16 protein-coding genes are annotated in these 18,517 nt (G+C 71.5%); 8 read left to right on the top strand and 8 right to left on the bottom strand.

The features are described from left to right. Positions 1-77: 77 nt before the first annotated feature. From AB0L37_RS14970 to AB0L37_RS14950, 5 genes are all read left to right on the top strand, one after another. Positions 78-665 carry a DUF5998 family protein gene (locus tag AB0L37_RS14970; RefSeq protein ID WP_365504473.1) on the top strand — a complete coding sequence of 196 codons (588 nt, stop codon included), beginning with the start codon at positions 78-80 and terminating at the stop codon, positions 663-665. Then, on the top strand, positions 665-1,852 hold the full coding sequence (locus tag AB0L37_RS14965) for a nucleotide pyrophosphatase/phosphodiesterase family protein (RefSeq protein ID WP_365504471.1): 1,188 nt from the start codon (positions 665-667) through the stop codon (positions 1,850-1,852). The genes AB0L37_RS14970 and AB0L37_RS14965 overlap by 1 nt, the downstream gene beginning before the upstream one ends. A gap of 46 nt (positions 1,853-1,898) precedes the next feature. Next, positions 1,899-2,549, top strand: coding sequence for a thymidine kinase (locus AB0L37_RS14960; RefSeq protein WP_365504469.1), 651 nt, complete (start codon positions 1,899-1,901; stop codon positions 2,547-2,549). A 57-nt stretch (positions 2,550-2,606) separates the two neighbouring features. Continuing rightward, the gene (locus AB0L37_RS14955; RefSeq protein WP_365504467.1) at positions 2,607-3,107 is read left to right on the top strand and encodes a hypothetical protein; all 501 of its coding nucleotides are present in this window, start codon (positions 2,607-2,609) and stop codon (positions 3,105-3,107) included. 403 nt (positions 3,108-3,510) lie between these two features. Beyond that, positions 3,511-4,590: a LacI family DNA-binding transcriptional regulator gene (locus tag AB0L37_RS14950; RefSeq protein WP_365504465.1), complete on the top strand. Its 1,080-nt coding sequence runs from the start codon at positions 3,511-3,513 to the stop codon at positions 4,588-4,590. Positions 4,591-4,617: 27 nt separating this feature from the next. On the opposite strand, the gene AB0L37_RS14945 is transcribed toward AB0L37_RS14950, so the two are convergent. Genes AB0L37_RS14945 through AB0L37_RS14930 form a run of 4 tightly spaced genes read right to left on the bottom strand, consistent with a single transcriptional unit; the run spans position 4,618 to position 9,315 of the window. Further along, positions 4,618-6,045: a glycoside hydrolase family 32 protein gene (locus AB0L37_RS14945; protein ID WP_365504660.1), complete on the bottom strand. Its 1,428-nt coding sequence runs from the start codon at positions 6,043-6,045 to the stop codon at positions 4,618-4,620. 29 nt (positions 6,046-6,074) lie between these two features. Continuing rightward, complete coding sequence (locus tag AB0L37_RS14940; protein ID WP_365504463.1) at positions 6,075-6,920, bottom strand: carbohydrate ABC transporter permease; 846 nt, start codon at positions 6,918-6,920, stop codon at positions 6,075-6,077. Positions 6,921-6,934: 14 nt separating this feature from the next. Continuing rightward, positions 6,935-7,888 carry a sugar ABC transporter permease gene (locus tag AB0L37_RS14935; RefSeq protein ID WP_365504462.1) on the bottom strand — a complete coding sequence of 318 codons (954 nt, stop codon included), beginning with the start codon at positions 7,886-7,888 and terminating at the stop codon, positions 6,935-6,937. Next, positions 7,885-9,315 carry an extracellular solute-binding protein gene (locus AB0L37_RS14930; RefSeq protein WP_365504460.1) on the bottom strand — a complete coding sequence of 477 codons (1,431 nt, stop codon included), beginning with the start codon at positions 9,313-9,315 and terminating at the stop codon, positions 7,885-7,887. The genes AB0L37_RS14935 and AB0L37_RS14930 overlap by 4 nt, the downstream gene beginning before the upstream one ends. A gap of 221 nt (positions 9,316-9,536) precedes the next feature. On the opposite strand from AB0L37_RS14930, the gene AB0L37_RS14925 reads away from it, so the two are divergent. Further along, entirely contained in the window at positions 9,537-11,111 is a 1,575-nt protein-coding gene (locus tag AB0L37_RS14925; RefSeq protein WP_365504458.1) for a glycoside hydrolase family 32 protein, read from the top strand. A gap of 16 nt (positions 11,112-11,127) precedes the next feature. Here the strand turns inward: AB0L37_RS14925 and AB0L37_RS14920 are convergent, their stop codons facing one another. Continuing rightward, on the bottom strand, positions 11,128-11,904 hold the full coding sequence (locus tag AB0L37_RS14920; RefSeq protein WP_365504456.1) for a VOC family protein: 777 nt from the start codon (positions 11,902-11,904) through the stop codon (positions 11,128-11,130). 274 nt (positions 11,905-12,178) lie between these two features. On the opposite strand from AB0L37_RS14920, the gene AB0L37_RS14915 reads away from it, so the two are divergent. Next, positions 12,179-13,045: a sulfurtransferase gene (locus AB0L37_RS14915; RefSeq protein WP_365504454.1), complete on the top strand. Its 867-nt coding sequence runs from the start codon at positions 12,179-12,181 to the stop codon at positions 13,043-13,045. Between the two features lie 75 nt (positions 13,046-13,120). Here AB0L37_RS14915 and sepH read toward each other — a convergent pair whose 3' ends face one another. Further along, the gene (sepH, locus tag AB0L37_RS14910) at positions 13,121-14,206 is read right to left on the bottom strand and encodes a septation protein SepH (protein ID WP_365504452.1); all 1,086 of its coding nucleotides are present in this window, start codon (positions 14,204-14,206) and stop codon (positions 13,121-13,123) included. 530 nt (positions 14,207-14,736) lie between these two features. Here sepH and AB0L37_RS14905 point away from each other — a divergent pair. Further along, complete coding sequence (locus AB0L37_RS14905) at positions 14,737-15,927, top strand: hypothetical protein (protein ID WP_365504450.1); 1,191 nt, start codon at positions 14,737-14,739, stop codon at positions 15,925-15,927. Positions 15,928-15,937: 10 nt separating this feature from the next. Here AB0L37_RS14905 and AB0L37_RS14900 read toward each other — a convergent pair whose 3' ends face one another. Together AB0L37_RS14900 and AB0L37_RS14895 are read right to left on the bottom strand one after the other, a co-directional pair. Further along, positions 15,938-17,266, bottom strand: a complete 1,329-nt coding sequence (locus tag AB0L37_RS14900; protein ID WP_365504448.1) for a D-arabinono-1,4-lactone oxidase — start codon at positions 17,264-17,266, stop codon at positions 15,938-15,940. Continuing rightward, the gene (locus AB0L37_RS14895) at positions 17,217-18,470 is read right to left on the bottom strand and encodes an MFS transporter (protein WP_365504446.1); all 1,254 of its coding nucleotides are present in this window, start codon (positions 18,468-18,470) and stop codon (positions 17,217-17,219) included. The genes AB0L37_RS14900 and AB0L37_RS14895 overlap by 50 nt, the downstream gene beginning before the upstream one ends. Positions 18,471-18,517: the final 47 nt, after the last annotated feature.

The following is an 18,517-nucleotide window of genomic DNA, read 5'->3' as shown; positions in this document are numbered from 1 at the left end:
GAAGCCGCCCGGCGTCCTCACGCAGAGTTATCCACAGGGGCAACGGCAGCCTCTTTCCGGGCCTTAGGATGGACCACATGGCCAAGACCAGTACGACGACCCAAGGGCTACGAGCGGCGATCGAGCGCAGCGGCTACTACCCGGCCCTCGTGGCCGAGGCGGTGGAAGCCGCGGTCGGCGGCGAGCCCATGTCGTCGTACCTCGTGCACCAGGAGACCACGTTCGACGCGAACGAGGTCCGTCGTCATGTCACCGTCCTGGTCCTGACCGACACCCGCTTCATCGTCAGCCACACCGACGAGCAGGCGGCCGACACCACCTCCCCGACGCCGTACGCGACGACGTCCACGGAGTCCGTGAAGATCGGCCGGATCTCCTCGGTCGTGCTCAGCCGCGTCGTCGCCAATCCGGAGAAGTACGTGCCGGGCACGCTGCCGCGCGAGGTCGTCCTCACCATCGGCTGGGGCGCCGTCTCCCGCATCGACCTGGAGCCCGCGGCCTGCGGCGACCCCAACTGCGAGGCGGACCACGGCTACACCGGCAGCTCGACCGCCGACGACCTGAGCCTGCGCGTCAGCGAGGCCGGTGACGGTCCGGAGACCGTGCGCCAGGCGCTCGCCTTCGCGCAGGCGCTCTCCGAGGCCATCGCGGACGCGGGACGCTGATGACGCAGGCCGCCTGGGACGACGTAGAGCCGCTGCCCGTCCACTCCGCACCCGTCCCGGCATACGGCTCAGGATCCCTCGCCGACCTGCTGCCCACCCTCGGCTCCCACCTGGGCGTCCCCGACTGCACGGTCGCGATCCCGGAGCTCGCTCCGGTCGACCGCGCGTGCGTCTTCCTCATCGACGGCCTCGGCTGGGAGCAGCTGAAGGCCCACCCCGATGAGGCGCCCTTCCTCAGCTCGCTCATAGCGTCCTCGCGCGGCGGCACCGGCCGGCCGATCACCGCCGGATACCCGGCCACCACCGCGACCTCCCTCGCCTCGGTCGGTACGGGACTGCCGCCCGGCGCCCACGGCCTGCCCGGCTACACCGTGCGCAACCCGGACACCGGCGAGCTGATGAACCAGCTCCGCTGGATCCCGTGGACGAAACCGCAGGCCTGGCAGCCGTACCCGACGATCTTCCAGCGCGCCCACGACGCGGGCGTGCACACCGCGCAGGTGTCCGCGCCCGCCTTCCAGACGACGCCGCTCACGAAGGTCGCCCTCAGCGGCGGCACGTTCCACGGGCGCCTGTCCGGCGAGGACCGCATGGACCTGGCCGCCGAGCAACTGGCCGCGGGCGACCGGTCGTTGGTCTACACGTACTACAGCGAGGTCGACGGCAAGGGGCACCGCTTCGGCGTCGACTCCGACCCCTGGCGCGGCCAGCTCATGTACGTCGACCGGCTCGCCCAGCGCCTCGCGGAGCAACTGCCGCCGCGCAGCGCCCTGTACGTCACCGCCGACCACGGCATGCTCGACATCCCCTTCGACGAGCAGTCCCGTATCGACTTCGACACGGACTGGGAACTGCGGGCGGGCGTCGCCCTGTTGGGCGGCGAGGGCCGCGCGCGCCATGTGTACGCGGTACCGGGCGCGCAGAGCGACGTGCTCGCCGTCTGGCGCGAGGTGCTCGGCGAGCAGTTCTGGATCGCGAGCCGCGACGAGGCGATCGCCGCGGGCTGGTTCGGGCCGCAGGTCGACCGGCGCGTGTACGAGCGGCTCGGCGACGTCATCGCCGCCGCCCGCGACGACGTGGTCATCATCGCGTCCGAGAACGAGCCGAAGGAGTCGGCGATGGTCGGCAACCACGGCTCGATGACCCCGGCGGAGCAGCTCGTCCCGCTGCTCGAAGTGCGTTCCTGACCCCCCGACCTCCGTCCCGTACAACCCGAAAGGTGCTCGACACCCCATGCCCGAGCTTGTGTTCTTCTCCGGAACGATGGACTGCGGAAAGAGCACCTTGGCGCTCCAGATCGAGCACAACCGTTCGGCGCGGGGGCTCAAGGGCCTGATCTTCACGCGGGACGACCGGGCCGGCGAGGGCAAGCTGTCGTCACGGCTCGGCCTGGTGACCGACGCGGTGGAGGCAGGGGCCGGGCTCGACCTGTACGCGTATGTGGTGGCGCAGTTGTCGCGCGGCGACAAGGTGGACTACGTGATCGTGGACGAGGCCCAGTTCCTCGCCGCGGAACAGATCGACCAACTGGCCCGCGTCGTCGACGACCTGGACCTGGACGTCTTCGCCTTCGGCATCACGACGGACTTCCGCACCCGCCTCTTCCCCGGCTCGCAGCGCCTGATCGAACTGGCCGACCGCATAGAGGCGTTGCAGGTCGAGGCGATGTGCTGGTGCGGCGAGCGCGCCACGCACAACGCGCGCACGGTGGGCGGCGAGATGGTCGTCGAGGGCGCCCAGGTCGTCATCGGCGACGTGGACCGCCCCGCGGAGGAGGTCGGCTACGAGGTGCTGTGCCGCCGCCACCACCGCAGGCGCATGACGAGCGCGTCGGCACACGCGGCGGCCCTGTCGCCGGATGTGCTGCCGGTGAGCGCGGGCTGACCGGCCGGCGCCGAAACCGGGATGCGGCGGCCATCAGCGCGCCCGCATACTCACCGCATGGCCAAGCCCGCACGGCGGTTCCGTGACCCGCGCAGCACCACGTACGACTTCCTCGACTCGGTCATGGTGCGCTGCCCCGCCTGCGAGAAGGCCGCGCGCGTGGTGCCCGCGCCGCGGGAGCCGGGTCCCCAAGTCCTGTCACTGTTCAGGCCGCGGCGTCTGGTCTGCCTCAACTGCGGGCTGTCGCGGACGTGGAGCGGCCGGTGCGTGGCGCTCGCCCGTGGCACGAGCGGTCCCGCGACGGATCCGTACTTCGGCCTGCCGCTGTGGCTCCAGACCGAGACCCGGCACGGGTGGCTGTGGGCGTACGACCTCGAACACCTCGACCTGATCCGCCGCTTCGCCGAGGCGACGCTGCGGGAGCGGGCGCCCTGGTACGACCACGGGCGGAAGATGACCCTGGTGGCGCGCCTTCCGGTCTGGGTCAAGCGGGCGGGGAACCGGGACGAGATCGTGCGGGCCGTCGACCGGATCCGCGCGTCGCTGGTGACTGCCTGACATCCGTCATCCGTACGGGACATCAGGCCGGCCCCCGCCGCGTCGTCGCACTCGCTGTCGTGCACGGACGACGCGGTCGCGACCGTGCCGCCGGGGACGGGTGCGCGGTTGCGGGTCCTCGTCGACGGGCCGTTGTCCGAGGTCTTCCTGAACGAACGAGCGGCGCTGACCGAGAAGATCTGTCCGGCGCCGCGTGGGACGTACGAGGCCGAGGTGGTGCGCGGGGCGGGCGAGGTGGGGGTGCGCGCGGCCGGGCGGCCCCCACGCCCGCACCCGTGCCTGCGTGCACGCCCGCACCTGCACCGCACAGCGACGGCGACCGCGTCGATAGGGTGGGCTGATCAAGTCGGCGCCGCACGCGAGGCGCCCTGGTTGTGTGGGGGACGGGAGAGCGGCGGCACGTATGGGCAAGGGCGAGAGCAGCAGCGCGGGGGCAGGCGGGGACCGGTCGGAGCGGCCGACGTCGCGGGATGTCGCCCGGCTCGCCGGGGTCTCGCACACCGCGGTCTCCTTCGTGTTCAACGGCCGTGCCGAGGGCAATCTGTCGGCCGCGACCCAGGAGAAGATCAGGAAGGCGGCGGAGCAGCTCGGTTACCGGCCCAACGCCGTCGCCCGCGGCCTGCGCCGCAGCAGGACCGCCGTGATCGGCCTGGTCACCGACCACATCGCCTCGACCCCGTTCGCCGGAGCGCTGGTGCGTGGCGCGATGGAGACGGCGTGGCAGGCCGAGCACCTGGTGCTCAGCGTCGACTCGGGCGGCGACCTCGCCAAGGAGGACGCGGCGGTCGCCGAACTCCTCGACCGGCGCGTCGACGGCATCATCTACGCGGCCATGTCGCTGCGCCGCGCCCGCGTTCCTGCCGGGCTGCACCGCACGTACGCCGTGTTCGCGAACTGCCTGCCCGAGGACGACTCGCTGGCCGCCGTGATCCCCGCCGAACGCGCCGGCGGCCGGGCCGCCGCCAAGGCCCTCCTGGACGCCGGACACCGCCGGATCGCCCTGGTCGGCGGGCTCGACGACATCGCCTCCGCGGAGCGCCTGCGGGGCTTCCGCGACGCGCTGCGCACGGTCGGCGAGCGGGTCGGCAAGGAGTGGATCGTGCGCACCGGGGGCGAGATCTCCGCCGGGTACGAAGGCGCCCTGCGCCTCTTCGACGGGGTGGCGCCGCAGGACAGGCCCACCGGCGTCGTCTGCTACAACGACCGGGTCGCGGCGGGCGTGCTGCATGCCGCGGCCCGGCTCGGGATCGACGTGCCGGGCGACCTGTCGGTGGTGGGCTACGACGACCAGGAGCACATGGCCGCCCACCTCCATCCGCCCCTGTCGACGGTCGCCCTGCCGCACCGCGCGATGGGCGCGTCGGCGGCGCGCCTGCTCCTCGACGCGATCGAGACGCGCAGCGCCCCGAAGGTCGAGGTGCGGCGTGTCGAATGCCCGCTGGTCAGCCGCGCGTCGGTGGGGGCACCGCCGGCCGGCCGCTGAGGAGGCGGAGACCGACAGCGCCCGCTGTCAGTGGGCCCCGTCGCCGATCTCCCAGAGCGTGACCTCGGCGCCGTCGCCGTGCACCGCCAACTCCCGTACGTCATCGGCGCGTTGATAGATCCGCTCCGTCGCCACGGCGCGGTCCCCGGCGAACAGTTCCAGCAGGGAGCCGTCGACGAGGATGCGGGCGCACACGTGGTCCCGCCCCGGGCGCCCGGCGGTCAGCGTGAGCGGACCGGAGGCGCCGTCCGCCCGCTCGCGCGGCCACGCCGAACGGTCGAGCGCGACGGTTCCCGCGGCCGGGTCCAGGCATACGGTCACCTCCGCGCCGGAGGCCGAGCGCCAGAGCGTCACCGTCGTGCGGGCGCGGGCCGCGATCTCCACCTCGTACGCGTGAGGGAGCGGTCTGCGCGTCCCGTTTGATCCGGGCGACAGCCTTCGCCGCCGCAGGAGTTCGAGCTCCGGCGCAGGGGCGACCCGCAGCGAGCCGTCCGGGCGCGTGTCCAGGACCCGCGGCGCCGTGAGCACCCCCGACCACCCCGCCGCCTCCGCCTCGCGCTGCCCGCGGGCCTCCCAGGCCCAGCCCCACACCAGGGCCCGGCCCGCCTCGCGGTCCTGGAGGACGGCGGGGGCGTAGAAGTCGCGGCCGTGATCAAGGCGCGCGCCGGCCCGGGCCCGGAACCTCAACCCGCCCTCCCCGTCAGCGGCAAGACGCCCCGCCAGATATCCGGTGGACATCGGATCCCCCGACCACAGCGACAGCAGCAGCACCCAGTCCCCGTCCGGCGTCTCGACGAGCTGGGGGCACTCCCAGCCGACCGCCTCGTCCCCGAACGCCTCGGCGGCCACCGGGTCGTGTCCGTCGAGGAACACCCCGGTGAACCGCCATGACGTCAGGTCCTCGCAGTCGTACAGCAGCACCGACGGCGTGCCGTCGGCGTGGCCCGCGCCGACCAGCGCCCACCGCCGCCCCTCGTGCCGGAACACGAACGGATCGCGGAACATCGTCACGCCGAGCCCCTCCGGAGGCCCGCTCACCACGGGCGCGGGCAAGGGAGTCCACCGCGTCAACTCGTCGTCGTCCGGGGCGGCTTGGGCCAGACAGATCGTGCCGAGGCCCGTGTGATGCCGGTCGATCCCGGTGTAGACGGCGGTCGGCACGCCGTCGTCGTCGACCACGCACCCGGACCAGCAGCCGGCCTCGTCGGGGCCGCCCGGGGTGGGTGTGAGGGCGACGGGATGGTGGGTCCAGTGGGCGAGGTCCGGGCTGGAGACATGACCCCAGTGCACGTTCGCGTGCGTGGGGGAGTCGGGGTTGTGCTGATAGAAGACGTGGTAGCGGCCGCGCCAACGGAAGGGCCCGTTCGGGTCGTTGATCCAGTTGGCCGGCGGGCGGATCCGGTGGCGCGGGGCGTGCGGATCGCCGACCGGACCGCCCCATTCCCCCGCGTTCATCGACGTATCGCTCAACTGACGTTCCACACTCACCTGTTGACTCCGGCGGACGTGATGCCCTCGCGCAGCGGCCGCTGCCCCACGGCGAAGACGAGGACGGCGGGGATCATCGAGAGCACCACTCCGGCCAGGACGACCGAGATGGAGCCGGTGCCGAGGTTGCCCTGGAGCGAAACCAGGCCGAGCGGCAGGGTGAAGTTCTGCGTCGACGTCTCCAGGATCAGCGGCCGGAAGAACTCGTTCCAGTGGTAGTTGAAGGCCAGCACGCCGACGATCGCGAGGCCGGGCGCGGCCAGCGGCGCGTACACCGAGCGGAAGATCCGCCACGGCCCGGCCCCGTCGATCATCGCGGCCTCGCCGAGGTCCTTCGGCATGCCGAGGAAGTACTGCCGCATCAGGAACGTCCCGAACGCGGTCGGCCAGGCCGGGACGATCAGGCCGAGCAGTGTGTCGGTCAGGCCCATCGACTTCAGGACCAGGAACACCGGCACGATGGTGACCTGCACCGGCACCATCATCGTCGCGAGGACGAGCCCGAACAGCGGCTTCTTGAACCGGAATTCGAGCCGCGCGAAGGCATACCCGGCGAGCCCCGCGGTGATCATCTGGCCGGCCGCGACCAGCGCGGTCACCAGCGTGGAGTTCAGCGCGAGCAGCCACACGTCGATCTGCGCGAAGACCTGGTGGTAGGCCTGCGTCGTGGCGTGCGACGGAATGATCTGCGGCGGCAGGTCGAAGGACTCGGCCGGGGCGCGCAGCGACGTGGACACGGTCCAGATGACCGGGCCGAGCGTGAGCAGCGCGACCGCCGTCAGACCGGCGATCCGCCCCCACGTCGACAGGCGGAGCGGGAAGGTGACGTTCGGAGCTTTCACTTGGCTCACCCGGATCACTGGTAGTGGACGAATCGGCGGCTGAGCCGGAACTGGAGGGCGGTGACGCCCAGGATCAGCGCGAACAGCAGCACGCCGATCGCGGACGCCTCACCGAAGCGCAACTGCTCGAAGGCGTCCTGGTAGATGACCATCACGACGGTGCGCGTCGCGTCGCCCGGGCCTCCGTCGGTCAGCACGTACGGCTGCTCGAAGACCTGAAGGGCGTTGATGATGCCGACCACCGACGCCACCAGGAGCGTGGGCGACAGGAGCGGCAGCGTGACGGAGAGGTGCTTGCGCAGGCCCGTCGCGCCGTCCAGCGACGCGGCCTCGTGGATCTCCTTGGGGATGTTGTTCAGACCCCCGACGAACAGCAGGAACGAGAAGCCGAACTGCTGCCACACATAGACCAGGACCACGGCGACCATCGCCGAGTTCTCCGAGGTCAGCCAGGGCACCGGGTCGATACCGACGTGCCCGAGCAGCCAGTTCACGACGCCGAAGTCCTGGTTGAACAGGTACTTCATCACCACAGAGAGGGACGCCGCGGACAGGACCAGCGGAAAGAAGAACGCCGAGCGGAACACCGACCGCAGCCACGACGGCAGCTTCGCGTCGAGCGCGAGCGCGAGGACCAGGGCCAGCAGGAGTTGCAGGGCCACCGCGAACACCATGAAGACGAGGGTGTTGCGGAAGGACACGAGGACGGTGTCGTCGGTGAACATCTCCCGGTAGTTGGCGCCGCCCGCGAACGTCGGATCGTCGATGACGTTCCAGTGGAAGAAGCTCAGGACGACCGAACCGACGATCGGTACGACGGTGAAGACGAGGATGCCGATGACGGTGGGCGCCAGGAACAGCGCGGCCAGGGCCCGCACCCCGCGGTCGCGGGCGCGTGGCGCACGGGCCCTGCCCTGCGTCTCCACGGAAGGAGCGGCCGGCTCGACGGCGAGTTGAGTGTGCGTCATATGTCGCGCTCCAGGGCCTGATCGAGATCGCTGTGCAGTCGGCGCAGCGCGGGCCGCACGCTGTGCGGCGAGGCGAGCGCCGTACCGGTGTGCTTGAGCAGCAGCTGCTCGACCGCGGCGACCTGCGGCGGGGCGGGGATCGGCCCGGTGTCCGGGAACCGGTCGAGGGTGTCGTAGAAGACGTCCCAGTGCGCGGGCCCGGTCTCGGCGTACCGCGCCGCGTGCACCATCGAACGGCGGGCCGGAGTCGTCTGGTTGGCCTTGAACAGCTCGGTCAGGACGTCCTTGCGCACGCTGTACTTGATGAACTCCCAGGCCTCGTCCTGTTTCTTGGACGTGCGCAGCAGCGCGTAGCCGGCCGCGCCGAACTGGTGCCGCTGATCGCGCCAGCGCGGGAAGTACTGCACGTCGTACGCGTCCCTTCGCATCCCCGCGGTGTGCAGCCCGCCCGCCCAGAACCCGCCCGCGGGGGTCACGCCGACGCGGCCGGTGGAGAAGACGCCGACGAGGTTCGTGCCGCTGCCGCCCTCGGGGCGCGAGCAGAGCCGGTCCTGGATGAGCGAGGCCAGATAGTCGTAGACCTCCTCGACGCGGTCGGCGGTGGCCTGCGCGGCGCGCCAGCGGAATCCGCCGCCCCGGCCTCGCCGCGCGTGCGCCGGATAGAAGGAGTCCCACAGCCACTGGCCGCCGGGCGCTTTCTCCTCGGTGAGCACGTTCGTACCGTTGGCGAAGAGCCAGGGGACGACTCCGCCCCACAGCCGGTTGGTCCAGAAGTACGGGGTGAAGCCGGAGCCGCCGCTGCGCTTCATGTCCCGCAGCAACGCGGTGAACTGGTCCTTCGTCCAGTCGGGCGGCGGCAGTTCGGCGCCGGCCCGCTTCAGGACCTGCCGGTTCAGGTACATGTCGGCCGCGTTGAACTCGACCGGCAGCTGGTACAGGCTCCCCTCGTACATCATCGACTCCACCAGCGACGGATGGACGTCCGAGAAGTACTCCCGCAGCTCGTCGGCGTCGCGCCGCACCCGGTCGTCGAGGGCGACACCGAGCCGCTCGGCGAACAACTGCACGCCCTCGGTGGCGACATAGACCACGTCGGGCGCGGTGCCCGCGGCGATCTGGGTGAGGATCTTGGCGAAGAAGTCCGACCAGTCCGTGGCCTGCACGGGCAGCAGGCGGATCCTGATGTCGGGGTGCAGCCGCTGGAAGCCGTCGCGCAGGACGCGCTGGGCGGCCGGGTCGACGGCGGAGCCGAGCGTCGCGACGACGAGCGCGTCGCCGTCACGTCCCGGGATGTCGTTCCCGGTCAGCCGGTCCCACTGGGACGCGGTGCCCGCGAGCGCGGCGGCACCGGCGCCGTACGCGCCGTAGCGGAGCAGATCGCGGCGCGGGACGCCGCGGGCCGTGGGCGGGCGGGGTGAGTCGGTCATCGGAGGGCCTCACTCATGAAGGGCCTAACTCGTATTAGCGAAGGGCGATGCCCAGATGATGAGAACCGCGTTACGTCCCTGTCAAGGCCCTGTATCGCTTGACCTTTAACGAGTTAGGTCTACAGTCCTCACCGACGCCGGCCGATCCCGATGGACGTCTTCCGATGGACGTCTGTCGAAGGGTGTCTCCCGACGGACGCCGGCAGAAGGGACGTACCTCCATGCCCGGACCCACCCGCAGAACCCTGCTCGCCGCGTCCGCCCTGGGCGCGGCCGCGCCGGCCCTGCCCGCCGCCGTCGCCCCGGCCGCGGCGAAGCCCAAGCCCTCGAAGCCCAAGTCGTCGAAGGACGGCGCGAGTTACCGCGCCGAGTACCACTTCACCGTCCCCGACCAGTGGAAGAACGATCCGCAGCGGCCGGTCTGGATCGACGGCGAGTACCACTACTACTACCTCTACAACGCCGACTACCTGAGCGGCGGCACCACGACCGGAACCGCCTGGCGCCTGGCCACCAGCACCGACCTCGTCTCCTTCACCGACCGCGGCATCGCGATACCGAAGGACACGACACCGAACGGCGACATCTGGTCCGGATCCGCCGTCGTGGACAGCGGCAACACCGCCGGGTTCGGCGCCGGAGCCGTCGTCGTCCTCGCCACGATGGAACCCGACGAGAGCGCCGCCACCCAGGCCCAGTACCTCTGGTACTCCACCGACGGCGGCCGCACCTTCACCCACCACGGCACCGCCCCGGCCCTCGCCAACCCCGGCGTCAAGGACTTCCGCGACCCCAAGGTGATCCGCGACGAGGCGCGGGGCCGCTGGGTGATGGCCCTCGCCGAGAACACCAAGGTCGGCTTCTACCACTCGGCCGACCTCAAGCGGTGGACGTACGCGGGCGGCTTCGTCAAGGAGGGTCTCGGCGTCCTGGAGTGCCCCGACCTGTTCCGCATCGCCACCGACGGCGGCACCGTCAAGTGGGTCCTCGGCGTCAGCGCGAACGGCAAGGCGTCAGGCCTGCCCAACACGTACGCCTACTGGACCGGCGAGTTCGACGGCTCCGCCTTCACGCCCGACGCCCCCGACCCGCAGTGGCTCGACCACGGCTTCGACTGGTACGGCGCCGTCACCTTCGACAAGCACGCGCCGGACGGCACCGTCGACCCGGCCGTCCGGTACGCGATCGGCTGGGCGAACAACTGGGACTACCCCAACACGACGCCGACCATCGACACGGACGGCTTCAACGGCACCGACTCGATCGTCCGCGAGGTCACCCTCCGCCGCGCCTCAGGTGGTACGTATTACCTCGCGTCCCGCCCCGTCACAGCCCTGGACGGACACGTCTCGCGCACCGTGAACCTCGGCGACCTGGAGGTCGACGGCACCCGCGTCCTCGCCTACACGGGCACCGCGTACGAGCTGACGACCGAGATCACCTGGGACCGGCTCACGGGCGCCGGAGTCCAGTTGCGCCGCTCCTCCGACGGTGGCCGGCACATCGACGCGGGCGTGTGGGGCGACTACGCCTTCGTCAACCGGCGCGGCGCCGCGAACCCCGACACCTCCGGGAAGTGGCAGGAGAGCCGCACCCCGTTCGACCCGTCCGCGCACACCGTGCGGCTGCGTGTCCTGGTCGACCGGACCACGGTCGAGATGTACGTCGACGACGGCCGGTACGTGCACTCCATGGAGGCGTTCCCGTACCTCGTGGACACCGGCCTCGCGCTGTTCAGCGCGGATGGCAAGGCGGTCTTCCGGAACACCGTGATCCGCGAGTTCTCGGTGCGCTGAACCGGCCGACCGTCTCCTACGGCCTCGGGGGCGCCACGAGCGCGAACTGCGCCCCTTCCGGGTCGGCCACCGTGGCCACCCGCCCGTGCGACGAGTCGCGCGCGGGCGTGACCACGTGGCCGCCCAGGTCGGCGACCCGCTCCACGGCCTCGTCCACGTCGGCGACCTCGAAGTACGTGATCCAGTACGCGCCCCGGTCGCGCGGCAGCGCGTTGCCGACGCCGTGCACGCCCGCCACCGCGTGCCCCTCCAGGTGCAGCGTCAGATAGTCGAAGTCGGCGGAGACCACGGCCTCTTCGGCGTACCCGAAGACCGCCTGGTAGAACTTGGCGACGCTCGCCGTCTCCCGCGTCACCAGCTCGTTCCACGCCACCGCGCCGGGCACCCCGGTGACCGCCATGCCCAGGTGCGCGGCGGCCTGCCAGACGCCGAACACCGCGCCGGCCGGGTCGGAGCCGATCGCCAACCGGCCCGCCTCGCCGGCGTCCAGCGGGCCGACGCCCACCGTGCCGCCGCAGTGCCGCACGGACTCGGCCGTCGCGTCCACGTCGTCCGTGGCCAGATACGGGGTCCAGGCGACCGGCAGATGGCGGTCGGGCGGCAGCTGGCCGATGCCGGCCACCTCCTTGCCGTCCAGGAGGGCCCGTACGTACGGGCCGAGCTGCTGCGGCCCCGGCCTGAACTCCCAGCCGAACAGCGCCCCGTAGAACTCCTGGGTCGCGCTCAGGCTGTGCACCATCAGACTCACCCAGCACGGTGTGCCCGGTGCGCGCCGGGCTGCTGCCTCGGTCATCGTCACTCTCTCCTCGGAATCCTCGGACCAGGACGCTCGGCCCCGCACTCGGGACCCCAGCTGTCGCATCACGCCCGTGCTGATGGTGGCACTCCGTGCCGCGCGGCGCTCCCTGGCCGCGCCGAATCCGCCGGACTCCCCGCAGAGGATGCCCGAATCGGTGTTTCGCATGCGTTGCGACGCCATGACCCGAGCGTGTCCGGTCGGTAGACGCTCGGTAGTCGATCGAGCACGCTAGCCGAACGGCGCCGCTCGTACCAGACCATGAGCAAGGATGACCCTCATGAATGCCATCATCTCCGCATCCGAACTTGCGAGCGAGTCGGCGGGGGACAATCCTCCGGTTCTGCTCGACATCCGCTGGCAGCTGAGCGTCGCGAAGGCCGCGGGAGAGCCCGCTTTCGACGGTCGTGCCGAGTACGCCAAGGGCCATCTCCCGGGCGCGGTCTTCATCGATCTGGACGCGGAACTCGCAGGTCACGCGGGTCCGGGCGAGGGCCGTCACCCGCTGCCCGACCTGGCGGACCTCGGCGCGGCGCTGCGCGCCGCGGGCGTCTCGGCCGACCGGGACGTCGTTGTGTACGACGGCGGGCAGGGCTGGGCCGCCGCGCGCGCCTGGTGGCTCCTGCGCTGGACGGGTCACCCGTCCGTGCGAGTCCTCGACGGCGGCCTCGCCGCGTGGGACGGCCCCCTGGAGACCGAGATCCCCTCGCCGGAGCCCGGCACCTTCGAGCCTGCACCCGGTGCCACCGGACTCCTCGACGCGGACGCCGCCGCCGCTCTCGCCCGCTCGGGGCTGCTCCTGGACGCCCGCGCGGCCGAGCGCTACCGCGGCGACGTGGAGCCCATCGACCGCGTCGGCGGCCACATCCCGGGCGCGGTGTCCGCCCCGACGACGGAGAACGTCGGCCCCGACGGCCGCTTCCTGGACGCCGCCGTACTCGCCGACCGCTTCAAGTCCCTTGGCGCGACCGGCGATCCGGGCCAGGTCGGCGTCTACTGCGGCTCGGGCGTCTCCGGCGCCCACGAGGTCCTCGCCCTCGCGGTGGCGGGCATCGACGCGCAGCTCTACGTCGGCTCCTGGTCCCAGTGGTCGGCGGACGAGTCCCGCCCGGTCGCGACGGGCCCGGACCCGCAGTAACCCTTCCCCCGTACGGAGTTGAGGCCCGCGCCGACTGAACGGCGCGGGCCTCGCTCGCGTATCCCTGGAGGAGGGCTACTCCTGCTTCTTGCGCCGGGTGCCGAACACGATCTCGTCCCAGCTCGGCACCGCGGCCCGCCGGCCGGGGCGCACCCCGTCGGCCTCGGCCTGCCGGTCGGTGGTGCCGGTCAGACGGTCCCGGTGCCCGGCGACGGAGCGCGGCATCAGCACGTCCGCGTACGCCGATCCGGCACCGGCCGACGCGGCGGGCGCCGCCGGCTCCTCCAACTCGGCGGCCGCGGGCGGCTCGGGCTCCTCCTGCGGCGGCTCGGGAGCCGTCGTCGGACGGTCGGGCACGACGATGTCGCCGCGGTAACTGGGCACCGCCTCGAGGAGGCTGGTCAGCGAGTCGCGCTCCGCGGAGGAGGCGATCGCCGGCAGGTTCTCCTCGGCCGCCGGAGGACCGACCTCCGGCGGAGGCGGCGTCGGACGCTCCAACTGCCGGTCGAGGGCGCGGTCGAGCGGCCGGTCCCTGGGCAGTCGTGCGATGCGCGGCACGAACGGGAACGTGGGCTCGGGCGCGCCGATGTCGTCGGACTCGCCGATGAGCGAGCGCGCCTCGTCGTCCACGGCCTGGACGAGCCTGCGGGGCGGGTCGTAGGTCCAGCTCGCCGAGTGCGGTTCGCCCGCGACCCGGTAGACGAGGAGGACTTCCCAGGTGCCGTCGTCGCGGCGCCAGGAGTCCCACTGGACGGTTTCCTTGTCGGCGCCGCGCAGCAGGAGTCGCTCCTGCACCGCCTCGCCGAGCTGGGGGCCGGTGTTCTCGCCGGGACGGCGCACGGGGGTCTTCCTGGCCCGCTCGGCCATGAAGGCACGCTCCGCGAGCACGGGGCCCTCGAAGCGGCGTACACGATCGACCGGGATGCCCGCGAGCTGGGCGACCTCCTCGGCGGAGGCACCGGCTCGTATGCGCGCCTGAATGTCGCGCGGGCGGAGGTGGCTCTCCACCTCGATCTCGATCTGGCCGAGACGCGGACGGTCGCCGCGCACGGCGGCCCGGAGGCGCTCGTCGATCGGAAGCGTGTACTCCGTGCTGTCCGCAGCCTTCAGCACCAGCCGTGTGCCGTCGTTAGAGACGGCCACGACACGCAGTTCGGGCATGGGGACCTCCCGGGTGGTGCCTGCCGACGTCACGTGCGTCGCTGCTTCCGCTAGTCGAGTGTGGCCTGCCCGGGTGCAGCCTGCCACAACCTTGCCGAGTTGCCCGGCGTGTCGGGCATCGACCCGAGAGCGCCGTTATGGCACGGTTACCTGTTCGCAACGCTAAGTGACCGAGTTCGTCACCCTGTGCAACGAGCCCCCTCCCGGCGGTCCTGGAAGGCCCCGGACACCCTGGCGGGAGACCGGACCCAGGGCTCGCAACAGTACTCCATTCGGGCCACTCGCGTGGATCGGCACGCCGCCGAACTTCTCATGGGGAACGGGAGTTGGGTATGGGGCGTGCGCCTGCGGCGTCCGATTCGCGGGGGATCTGCGTGGCGTGCTTCACGGAATCTCCGGAACCGGAACCATTCACTTCGCCCGTACGTCCCTTTCTCGTGTGACACAGGAAGTTCACGTAGCCTCGTGAACTTCGCTGCGAAACAGGCGTGATGTCGGTTTGTGTCGAGAAAGGCAGGCAAGGTCCGGAAATGGGCGAGAAGCCGGAGAACTCCAAGGACGGTCAGGGCGAGCCCAAGGAGAAGAAGCGGCTGGATCTGAGCGTGCCCCAGGTGGCGGGCAGTGCGGTCGCCGCCGTCGTGGCCGCGAAGCTCGCCTCCAGCTTCGGGGTCTACGGGACGATCCTGGGCGCCGGCCTGGTCAGCGCCCTCGCCACCTGCGGCGGCACCGTCTTCCAGCATTTCTTCAAGCGCACCGGCGAGCAGATACGCGACGTCGCGGTGCAGACGAAGCCGAAGGCGCGTCAGGTCCCGGTCACCGCCGAAGGGCGCCCGGTGCCGCGCACGTTCCGCTCGGACGACGCGATGGACGCCACGAAGGCCATGGTCACCGGCGACCGGCCGCCGGCCGCGCGACCCGCCACCGGGGCGGTGCCGACGACCATCACGTGGGGCACGCCCGCCGCGGAGCACCGGATACCCGACGACGGCGAGACCCGGCTCCTGGACACCGGAGCCGTCGCCGACCTGCTGCCCGACGCGGCCGAGAAGACCCGGCTCCTGGGCGCGGTCGACCCCGAGGAGACCCGCTTCCTGGGCACGGTCGACCCCGAGAAGACCCAGCTCCTCAAGGCCGGCGCCGTCGACGAGGCCACCCGCCTGCTGCGGCCCGTGGGCGAGCCGCCCCAACCCCCGCTCCCGTCCGAGGAGTTCACCGGCGGGACCGTGCACCGCACGCGCATCAAGAGCTGGAAGCGCCCGCTGATCGCCGCCGCCGTCGTGTTCGGCGTGACCATGGGCGGCATCACCACGTACGAACTCGTGTCCGGGCACAGCTTCAGCGGCGACAGCGGCAGCACGACGTTCCGCGACGCCTTCTCCGGTCGCTCGTCCTCCGGTGACAGCGACCCGACGCCCGGCACGTCACAGACGCCCTCCGGCGACAGCAGCACGGGCTCGGACGGCGGCACGCGGCAGAACGGCGACGACTCGTCCACGGACGGCGACGCGACGCCCACGCCGACACCCGGCGACAGCACCGGGACCGGGTCCGACACGGACCCCGGCTCCGACAGCGGTACGGGCGACTCGGACAACGACTCCGACACGGGCTCCGATTCCGGGGACAGCGGTACGACGCCGACCCCGACGCCCACGCCGACCCCCTCGCAGAGCACGGGCACCGGCGCGGAGAACGGCCTGGGGGAGACCCCGGCCGAATAGCGGGCGTGCCTCAGTCGCCGAGGACCCGGCGCAGGTAGGCGTTGCCGAACAGGCGGTCCGGGTCCAGGCGGTCGCGCAGGGCGGTGAACTCGCCGAAGCGCGGGTAGACGCCGGCGAAGTACTCGGCGTCGCGCGTGTGCACCTTGCCCCAGTGCGGGCGGCCCTCGTGGGCGGTGAAGATCTGCTCGGCCGCAGTGAAGTACCGCTGGTACGGGGTGCCCTTGTACATGTGGACCGCGATGTAGGCGCTGTCGCGGTCCGACGCCGTGGACAGCGCGATGTCGTCGGCCGGGGCCGTGCGGACCTCCACGGGGAAGCTGACGCGCAGGTTCGAGCGGTCCACCATGGACTTCAGCTCGCGCAGCGTCTCCACCAGGGCCGCGCGCGGAACCGCGTACTCCATCTCCACGAAACGCACCCGGCGCGGGGATGTGAAGACCTTGTAGGGAATGTCCGTGTACGTACGGGCCGACAGCGCCTTGCTGGAGATCTTGGCGATCGTCGGGATCGTGCCGGGCACCGCGCGGCCGAGCGAATTGACCACCTGGAACAGGCCGTTGGAGAGGATCTCGTCCTCCCAGAGGCTGCTGATCCGGGAGACCGGCGCCTCGGGGCCCGCGCTGCGGTTGTTGCGCTTGGTGTTGCAGTTGCCGGTGTGCGGGAACCAGTAGAACTCGAAGTGCTCGTTCTCGGCGTGCAGCTCGTCGAAGTCGGCGAGGACCTTGTCGAAGGTCATCGGCTCCTCGCGCGCGGTGAGCAGGAAGACCGGCTCCACGGCGAAGGTGATCGCGGTGACGATGCCGAGCGCGCCCAGGCCGATCCGGGCGGCGGCGAAGATCTCGGGGTTCTCCTTCTCGGAGCAGGTGATCAGCTCACCGCTCGCGGTGACCAGCTCAAGTCCCTTGATCTGGGCGGCGATGGAGGCGGAGTCGCGGCCCGTGCCGTGCGTGCCGGTGCTCGTGGCGCCGGAGACGGTCTGCTCCATGATGTCGCCCATGTTGGTGAGCGACAGGCCCTCGCGGGCCAGGGCCAGGTTGAGTCGCTTGAGCGGGGTGCCGGCCTCGACCGTGACCGTGCCGTTCGCCCGGTCGATGCTGCGGATGCCGGTCAACAGTTGAGGGCGTATCAACACTCCGTCGGTCGCGGCGGCCGCCGTGAAGGAGTGGCCGGTGCCGACCGCCTTCACCTTCAGACCGTCCTCGGCCGCCCTGCGCACGGCCGCCGTGAGTTCCTCCACGGATGCGGGCGTCACCTCGCGCACGGGGCGGGAGACGACGTTCCCCGCCCAGTTACGCCACGCTTCGCTGCTCTTCGTGCTGCCCGTCTGCGCCGTGCTCATCCGTAGGTCCTCCCCGCTGCGGAACCGGCTGCTTCAGCCGGCGGTAGCCGAGGAACGCCACCAGGACCGCGACGGCGCCGGAGATCCCCGGTACCCCGTACCCGGCCTTCGCACCGAAGGCGTCGATCACCCACCCCGCCACGGAGGAACCGAGCGCGACACCGACCGCGAGCCCGGTGCTGATCCAGGTCATGCCCTCGGTCAGTTTCGCGCGTGGTACGTGCTGCTCGACGAGGGCCATCGTCGTGATCATCGTCGGTGCGATGGACAGGCCCGCAACGAAGAGCGCCACGGCCAGAAACGGCAGGTTCCCGACCAGTTGGAGGGGGATCATACTCACGGCCATCGCGACGACACCCACCAGCCACCTGCGGGCGGGCGCCCCCTTGAAGTGCAGGAGGCCGAAGACGGCACCCGCGACACAGGAGCCGGCCGCATAGATGGCGAGCACGACACTGGCCATCGACTTGTGACCCTGCTCCTCGGCGAAGGCCACCGTCACCACGTCGACCGCACCGAAGATCGCGCCCGTGGCCACGAAGGTCGCCACCAGAACCTGCAACCCGCGCGCGCGGAGCGCCGATCCGGCGCCGTGCTGCCCGCGGGGGTGCGGCGCCGGTTCCGTGGCCCGCTGCGAGGTCAGCCAGAAGACACCGACCGCGAGGAAACAGCCCGCGAGCAGGGGCCCCGCTTCCGGGAACCACGCCGTGGACAGGCCGATCGAGATGATCGGCCCGAAGATGAAGCACACCTCGTCGATCACGGACTCGAAGGAGTACGCGGTGTGCAGTTGCCGCGGGGTGTCCCGGTAGAGGGCGGCCCACCGCGCGCGGATCATCGAGCCCACGCTGGGGACGCAGCCGATGAACGCGGCACACAGGAAGAGCGTCCAGTCCGGCGCCTCGTACTTGGCGCACAGCAGGAGCCCGGAGACCGCCACGAGCGACACGAGGGTCGCGGGGCGCAGCACGCGTCGCTGCCCGTGCCGGTCGACCTGGCGGGAGATCTGCGGCCCGATCACCGCGGCGGACAGCGCCACCGTCGCGGACAGGGCACCGGCCAGGCCGTAGCGCCCGGTCAGCTGCGAGACCATCGTGACGATGCCGATGCCCATCATCGACAGGGGCATCCGGCCCAGGAACCCGGCCACCGAGAAACTCTTGGTCCCGGGCAGGGCGAATATGGCGCGGTAGGGGCTGGGCAACAGGACTCCGGCGGGAAACGTAAGGCGTGAACTCGGCTGACACAGCT

It is taken from the genome of Streptomyces sp. NPDC052225, assembly GCF_040679615.1.
Taxonomy (GTDB): domain Bacteria; phylum Actinomycetota; class Actinomycetes; order Streptomycetales; family Streptomycetaceae; genus Streptomyces.
Note: the sequence above shows the minus strand (reverse complement) of the source record. Positions and strands in the feature narration are given on the sequence as shown.